Here is a 6,256-nt window from a genome sequence, read left to right as displayed (position 1 = left end):
AGACCTGGGCCAAAGAGCCCGATCGGTTCAGGCTCGACCCGTCACACCACATCCCGGGACCGTACACCTAGCGCTCTGAACTGCGCAGCGGAGCCGCTCGTGCGCGTCGTAAAACGCTCGGCACCGATGGCGGGTACTCATGAGGCGGCTGTCGCCATCGGGCAGCCAAAGCGCAGCAGGGAGAAGATCGCGTCAGCGATCCGCCGCCTCGGCCATGTCGGCATGCTTCTCCAGCAGCGGCGCAAGGAGCGTCCATTCCTTGTCCGACACGCCAGTCGAGTACCGGCGACAGTGCTCAGGCGTGACAGCAGCACCGGCGGTCATGGATCGCCTGGCGCTACACGCATCACCTCCACAGGCCGTCACCTATTTTGAAGAGCGTTTCTAGTCGTACCGGGATGGTCCGGCGGATCATTGGACGGCAGGCGGTTAGGGCGACGTCGTTGTTTCCATACGCACCGGCCGCGAAGGGCAAGACCGTTTTGGAAGGCGTAGCCACTCTTCAGAACCGCCCGATCGGAATCCGGCAAGGTGTAGACGGGCACTCACCGCAGAGCGGAAGCCCCACAGCCCCAACGAGCCGGTGCAGCACTATCAGCATGGGTGGCGTGGTGGACCCGGCAGCCAGCCGACCCGGTTCGCAGGTCGATCATCGAGCGTCAGAAGATGTTGGGTCCTTTCACCAGAGAAGAAGCCGGCTGAGGCGCATTACGACAATGGCCAGCGAGAACTGGGCCACGACGTCCTGCACGGCGATCGAGGCGATCCAGCGCACTCACACCCTTCCCCATCACCAACGGCGAGACCCTGTCCAGCAAGTGGCCCATCCCGCTTCTACCCCTGAAGCGACGCGTTGCCGATCATGAGCGGGCCGGCCCGCGGTTATCGGGGTTCACGGATAGCGCCTCGGCACAGGCCGAGCGGGGCGGCATCGTCGACGTCAGGACCTGGAGTCCCCTGAATCATCCCACCGCTGCCGCCGTGCCACCGGCCGGCCTCTGGGTGAGCCGCCCGGACGAATGCTCTTCCAACGCCATGACTACGCGCTGCGCCCCTTGCTGCACTCTGGACGGAACTGCGCGGTTCTGCTCACTTCTGCCATCGTCCGCGCGTGAGGGCCTGCTTGCACGCCATCCTGGACTTCCGCCGCCGCTACGGTTCGCTCCTGACGGGCTACGTGCTGGTCGCCGTGGCGGTCTGGATGCTCGGCATCATCGTCCTGCCGCAGGCGGTGATGATGGAATATTCGTTCTGGCGGCTGGACCGCTCCCATTCCGCGGCGCTCGATGCCGAGATCGAGCGCCTCTACATGGACAGGCAGAAGCTCGAGCGGCAGATCCGCACGATCGATCGCGAGCTGCGCAAGCCGGACGCCAGCGATGCGGCCGGGTTGGAGGCGCAGAAGGTGCTGCTGGTCGGGCAGGTCGCGGCAATCGAGGCGCGCCTGCCGGAGATGGAGGAGCAGGTCACCCGGCCGGTCAAGGTCTATGGCGCGGACAATTACGTCCACTTCCTCATCAGCGAGCTGCACTGGAGCATCTTCCTCAAGACCATCTGGGCGTCGGTGATCGTGACCGTGATCGCGGCCGTGATCTGCTACCCGGTGGCCTACTACATCGCCCATGTCGCCTCGGGCCATCAGGCACCCTTGCTGATGCTGGCGCTGATCGTGCCCTACTGGGTCAACGAGCTGCTGCGCACCCTCGCTTGGCTGATGATCCTGTCCGAGAACGGCATCGCCAACCTCTTGCTGCGCGCGCTGGGCCTGCCCGGGTTCGACTGGCTGAATGCGGATGCCGGCGTGATCATCGGCATGACCTACGCCTATGTGCTGTTCATGATCTTCCCGGTCTACAACGCGCTGGAAACGCTGGACCGCAACCAGATCGAGGCGGCGCGCGATCTGGGCGCTTCCTGGATGCGGATCCACTGGCGGGTGATCATCCCGCACGCCAAGCCCGGCCTCGCCGTCGGCTGTATCCTGGTATTCATGCTGGCGGCCGGCTCGTTCGCCGTCCCGCAGATCCTGGGCGGGGTCCGCTCGGTCTGGTTCACCCAGGTGATCTATTCCTGGTTCTACGACCACAGCAACTGGAACATGGGTGCCGCCTACGCGATGGGCCTCCTGACCCTGTGCATCCTGTTCGTCCTGCTGATGATGCGGCTGTTCCGCGTGCGCCTGGAGGACATCGCCCGTGGCTGATGCACCGACCAGATGCCCTGTAGCGGGAGGGGGTGGAGCATGATCCGGGCGCGCGGTGCCGACGGCTGGATGGGCCGCATCCTCAGCATCTATCTGGTGCTGTTCTTTTTCTACATGTTCGGTCCGCTCATCATCATGACCCTGGCTGCGTTCAACGACAGCCCCTATCCCACGGTGACCCAGTGGCAGGGCTGGACGCTGCGCTGGTTCGCCGCCCTGTTCGCCGACCGGGAACTGTGGGTGGGCATCCAGAACTCGCTGCTGATCGGCATCGGCGTGATGCTGCTGGCCGTGCCGTGCGGTCTGGCGGCTGCCCTGCTCCTGACCCGGATGCGGCTGTCCCGGACCTCGCGCAACCTGGTCTACGGCATCCTGGTGTCGCCGGTCCTGGCCCCCGGCATCCTCCTGGGCATCTCGACCCTGATCTTCTGGCAGAATTTCGGCGTAGGCGGCGGTCTGCTGCTAGCCACGATCGGCCAGACCAGCTTCATCGCCGCCTACTGCATGCTCCTGTTCACCGCCCGGCTGCAGCGCTTCGACGTGACCCTGGAGGAGGCGGCGCTCGATGTGGGCGCCTCGCACACCCAGGTGTTCCGGCGGATCATGCTGCCTTTCCTGCGCCCGGCGATCCTGACCTCCTGCGTGCTGGCCTTCCTCCAGAGCATGGAGAACTACAACACTACCGTGTTCGCGATCGGCGGGGAGCGCACCCTGATGATCGAGATCGCCGCCAATGTCCGCCACGGCCTGACGCCGATGGTGAACGCACTGGCTGTGGTGCTGATCGCGGTGACGGTGGCTTTGGCGCTGGCCTATGAGCTGCACCGGCGGATGGAGCTGCGCCGGACTGGCCGTCGCGCGGCCGCAGCCCGGGCGGTCGACCTGCGGCTTGCCGGAAAACCGACCCTGCAGCCGACCTGACGGATGCGCTTCACCTTCCGCTGCCCGCCGGAGCTCCAGGCCGTGCTGCCTCCGCCCGTGGCAGCCGCGACCTGCTTGCCGCCATGGCTGAAGTCCATGCCCGGCACGGCCTTCGACCCGGACAGCGGCACGGCCGTGCGTACGCTCAAGCACTGCCCGCCGCTGATCGACGCGCTGGGCCTGGGCTATCTGATCCTCCTGCCGGCCGATCTGCAGGTCGGCCCCGGCCCCAGCTTCACCTGGGACTGGAGCCCCCCGCCCACGCGCCTGCCCGGCCTGCCGCGCAGCCCCGTCTCGTTCCACGCGGCCGCCCAGGGCGAAGGTGCCGGGCTGGCGCCGCCGGGCCGGCGCTTCCTGAAGTTCCTCAATTTCTGGACGATCGAGACCAAGCCCGGCGTGTCGCTGCTGGCCGGTCATCCCTTCAACCGGCACGACCTGCCCTTCATCACGCTGACCGGGATGATCGACACGGATCTTTACGGCGCGGGCCTTGCCCATTTCCCGGCGATCTGGCGCGGCGACGATTTCGTGGGCGTGCTGCCGCGCGGGACGCCGGTGGCCCAGCTCATCCCGCTGCGCCGCAAGCCGCTAGACGCCACCGTCTCGGTGCTGGACGAGCCTGCCCTGCAGGCCACCGAGCAGCTCCGCCACGAGCTGGACGCGCAGACCGGGGTCTATCGCAAACGCTTCCGCGCCCGGCGCGACGGCGCCGGCTGACTTGACCTGGCTACAAGGCTGAGGGGACGAGGCCGCCGCAAGGACGTTCGCCCAAGTCTCTCGCCAGCTCGTTTGCTGATGCAACCATCCTTGAGAGCGCTGCGAGACCGGCAGGTTCACCCTTGCTGCCGCCGCCAAAGTGCCGGCGTGGGGCGAAGCTGGACCGAGTATCATGGACTCCTGGAGGCCAAGCCTCGACCGGCCCATACTTGCCTGTCCGGAGCACTCAGACTGGCTGGCGACTCCAGCCACCGGATTGCCCACCCGTTGTTGGTCGATGGCAGCGACATTTCCGGTCGGGCAGGGTGCTCGGGTGACTGGCTCACGCCGCCCCAGGAGTGAAGGGCAGAGCCGCCCTTTGCCGCACCCTCGCCGGCCCGACGCGCGGGGGCTGCGTCCTCATGTCGGTCCCCGCACAGATGGTCTGGCTGCGGGGATCGGGCAGGCTAGACGACTGCCCGCTCGCCCACCTCACGCGCAGGCTCGAAGGCGCTGCTGCTGCCGCTGTGGTCGAGCCAGGCGCGGGCCTCGTCGATCGCGGCTTGGTTCACCTTCTCGCCGAAGATCACCATCCGGATGGTCAGGACCACGATCTTCAGGTCGAGCCAGGGCGAGGCGTGCCTGGTGTACCAGAGGTCCAGCGCCATCTTGTCCGGGTTGGTGAGCTGGTGGCCACCATTGACCTGGGCCCAGCCGGTCAGACCCGGCCGCAGGCGCGAGCGTTCCCAGCCCCCGTCCGCCAGGTCGGCCAGGTCGCGCGGCAGCAGAGGCCGCGGCCCGATGAAGGACATGTCGCCCTTGAGCACGTTGACCAGCTGCGGGATCTCGTCCAGCCGGCTGCGGCGCAGGAACCGGCCGACCATGCCGGTCCGCTCCTGGTCGCTCAGCAGCCGGCCGTCCGGGCTGCGCGGCGAGCGCATCGAGCGGAACTTCAGTAAGGTGAACGGCCGCAGCCCATGGCCCGGCCGCACCTGCCGGAACAGGACCGGGTTGCCCATCTCGACCAGGACCATGAAGGCCGCCAGCAGCGAGATCGGCGCGGTGAACAGGAGCAGGCCGGCGCTGACCGCGACGTCCAGGAAGCGCTTAACCTCCAGCCAGCGGGGTGCGCCCACCGGCATCGGCTCGTCGGCGGTGGCCACAATCCCGCCGCCGCCCAGGCGGAGCGAGAGGAGGTCGGGCAGGGTATCGATCTCCACCCCGTGGCGGCGGGCGATGCCGCCAAGCCGGCCGACCAGGCCCGCCGGCAGGCTTTCCAGCGGCTTGGTCACGATCATCCGCTCGGCGAAGATCCCGTGCGTTTCCAGGTCGACCAGCACCTGCTCCAGGTCCTCGGCACCGCCCAGCACCGGGACGCCGTTGAAGGACCGGCCGACCAGCGTGCCCTGGTCGCACAATATGCCTACCGCGTAGAAGGCCGAACCGGGCGTGGCGTCCAGTGCATGGAGGTAGATCGCCGCCCCCTCGCCCGTGCCGAGCAGCAGGATCGGCGTGCGCTGGCGGAACACGCTCCGCTCGCCCCGCCGCGTCATGTACCAGCGGTACAGAAAGCGCGAGCCCGACAGCAGTGTCACCAGCACGAACCACTGGATGAACGGCACCGAGCGGCCGATCCCCTCCAGCCGGCCGATCACGAACATGGTCGGCACGAACAGGAACACCGCGAGCGTGGCCGCGCGGACCACGGTCATCTGGTCGGCGGTCGAGCTCCAGCGCCACACGCTCTTGTGAAGGCTCAGCGAGAAGAACACGAAGGCGGAGACGGCGGCGAAGATAATGGTGCCCGCGATCAGGGCATAGGTATTCTCCGGGGTCCAGCTTTCGGGGGCCCGCAACGCCATGGCGAGCACGAACGAAAGGGCGGCCATGAGCGTGTCATGGGCCAGGATGAACGCTCGGCGGCCGGCTTGGCTCGCCCTGGTCGCGAAGAAGCCCGACATCAACAAGAATGTCTCCGGGGGAGGTTCGCGGGCAGGCGACCTCCCTCAAGAATTGTACCAAGTGCGGCAACAGGCAGCGATTGCCGTTGCGGAGGGCTGGACGCGAGCTCTGGCCCTGCCAGGGCGACGTCCTGGACTCGTCGACGGCGCGGAATTGAGCACGAACGCGCCTGTTTCTCAATCACGCCCATTCCCACGGCACCCTCTTGTACGCAGCGATTGTCGCCACAAAGTGACGGCTGGCCGGACGGGCGCGACCGCTGGACGCGTGCCTGCCGATTTCCGCGCGCCTTTACGTTGCCCGGACTAATCGGATAAGAGGGCGCCTCGATCGCCGAGGGTTCCCGTGGCGCGGCCGACGGCATGCCGCCTTGCGAGCACGGTGATCGCCAGGACACACCTTGCCGGCGGCAGCATCGGCGCGGCGTCAGAATGTGTATCATGGTCTGCATGCGGCACTCGATGCCCGGCGGAT

At 67.4% G+C, this 6,256-nt stretch carries 5 protein-coding genes; 3 read left to right on the top strand and 2 right to left on the bottom strand.

From position 1 onward, the window contains the following. Window positions 1–192: 192 nt before the first annotated feature. Complete coding sequence (locus HLA95_RS28320) at window positions 193–324, bottom strand: hypothetical protein (protein ID WP_255513280.1); 132 nt, start codon at window positions 322–324, stop codon at window positions 193–195. A gap of 799 nt (window positions 325–1,123) precedes the next feature. On the opposite strand from HLA95_RS28320, the gene HLA95_RS16885 reads away from it, so the two are divergent. From HLA95_RS16885 to HLA95_RS16875, 3 genes are read left to right on the top strand one after another with little or no spacing between them, the layout of a single operon-like run. Then, complete coding sequence (locus HLA95_RS16885; RefSeq protein WP_223861680.1) at window positions 1,124–2,203, top strand: ABC transporter permease; 1,080 nt, start codon at window positions 1,124–1,126, stop codon at window positions 2,201–2,203. 39 nt (window positions 2,204–2,242) lie between these two features. Continuing rightward, the gene (locus HLA95_RS16880; protein ID WP_223861681.1) at window positions 2,243–3,124 is read left to right on the top strand and encodes an ABC transporter permease; all 882 of its coding nucleotides are present in this window, start codon (window positions 2,243–2,245) and stop codon (window positions 3,122–3,124) included. A 3-nt stretch (window positions 3,125–3,127) separates the two neighbouring features. Further along, window positions 3,128–3,841 carry a hypothetical protein gene (locus HLA95_RS16875; RefSeq protein ID WP_222183936.1) on the top strand — a complete coding sequence of 238 codons (714 nt, stop codon included), beginning with the start codon at window positions 3,128–3,130 and terminating at the stop codon, window positions 3,839–3,841. A 446-nt stretch (window positions 3,842–4,287) separates the two neighbouring features. On the opposite strand, the gene HLA95_RS16870 is transcribed toward HLA95_RS16875, so the two are convergent. Beyond that, complete coding sequence (locus HLA95_RS16870; protein WP_223861410.1) at window positions 4,288–5,781, bottom strand: sugar transferase; 1,494 nt, start codon at window positions 5,779–5,781, stop codon at window positions 4,288–4,290. Window positions 5,782–6,256 lie beyond the last annotated feature (475 nt).

Source organism: Geminicoccus harenae (genome assembly GCF_019800005.1).
GTDB classification, from domain to species: domain Bacteria; phylum Pseudomonadota; class Alphaproteobacteria; order Geminicoccales; family Geminicoccaceae; genus Geminicoccus; species Geminicoccus harenae.
Note: the sequence above shows the minus strand (reverse complement) of the source record. Positions and strands in the feature narration are given on the sequence as shown.

Excerpts from the sequence above, each read along its gene's own strand:
- HLA95_RS28320 (WP_255513280.1), bottom strand. The coding sequence starts at position 324 with ATGACCGCCGGTGCTGCTGTCACGCCTGAGCACTGTCGCCGGTACTCG.
- HLA95_RS16870 (WP_223861410.1), bottom strand. The coding sequence starts at position 5,781 with ATGTCGGGCTTCTTCGCGACCAGGGCGAGCCAAGCCGGCCGCCGAGCG.
- HLA95_RS16880 (WP_223861681.1), top strand. The coding sequence starts at position 2,243 with ATGATCCGGGCGCGCGGTGCCGACGGCTGGATGGGCCGCATCCTCAGC.
- HLA95_RS16875 (WP_222183936.1), top strand. The coding sequence starts at position 3,128 with ATGCGCTTCACCTTCCGCTGCCCGCCGGAGCTCCAGGCCGTGCTGCCT.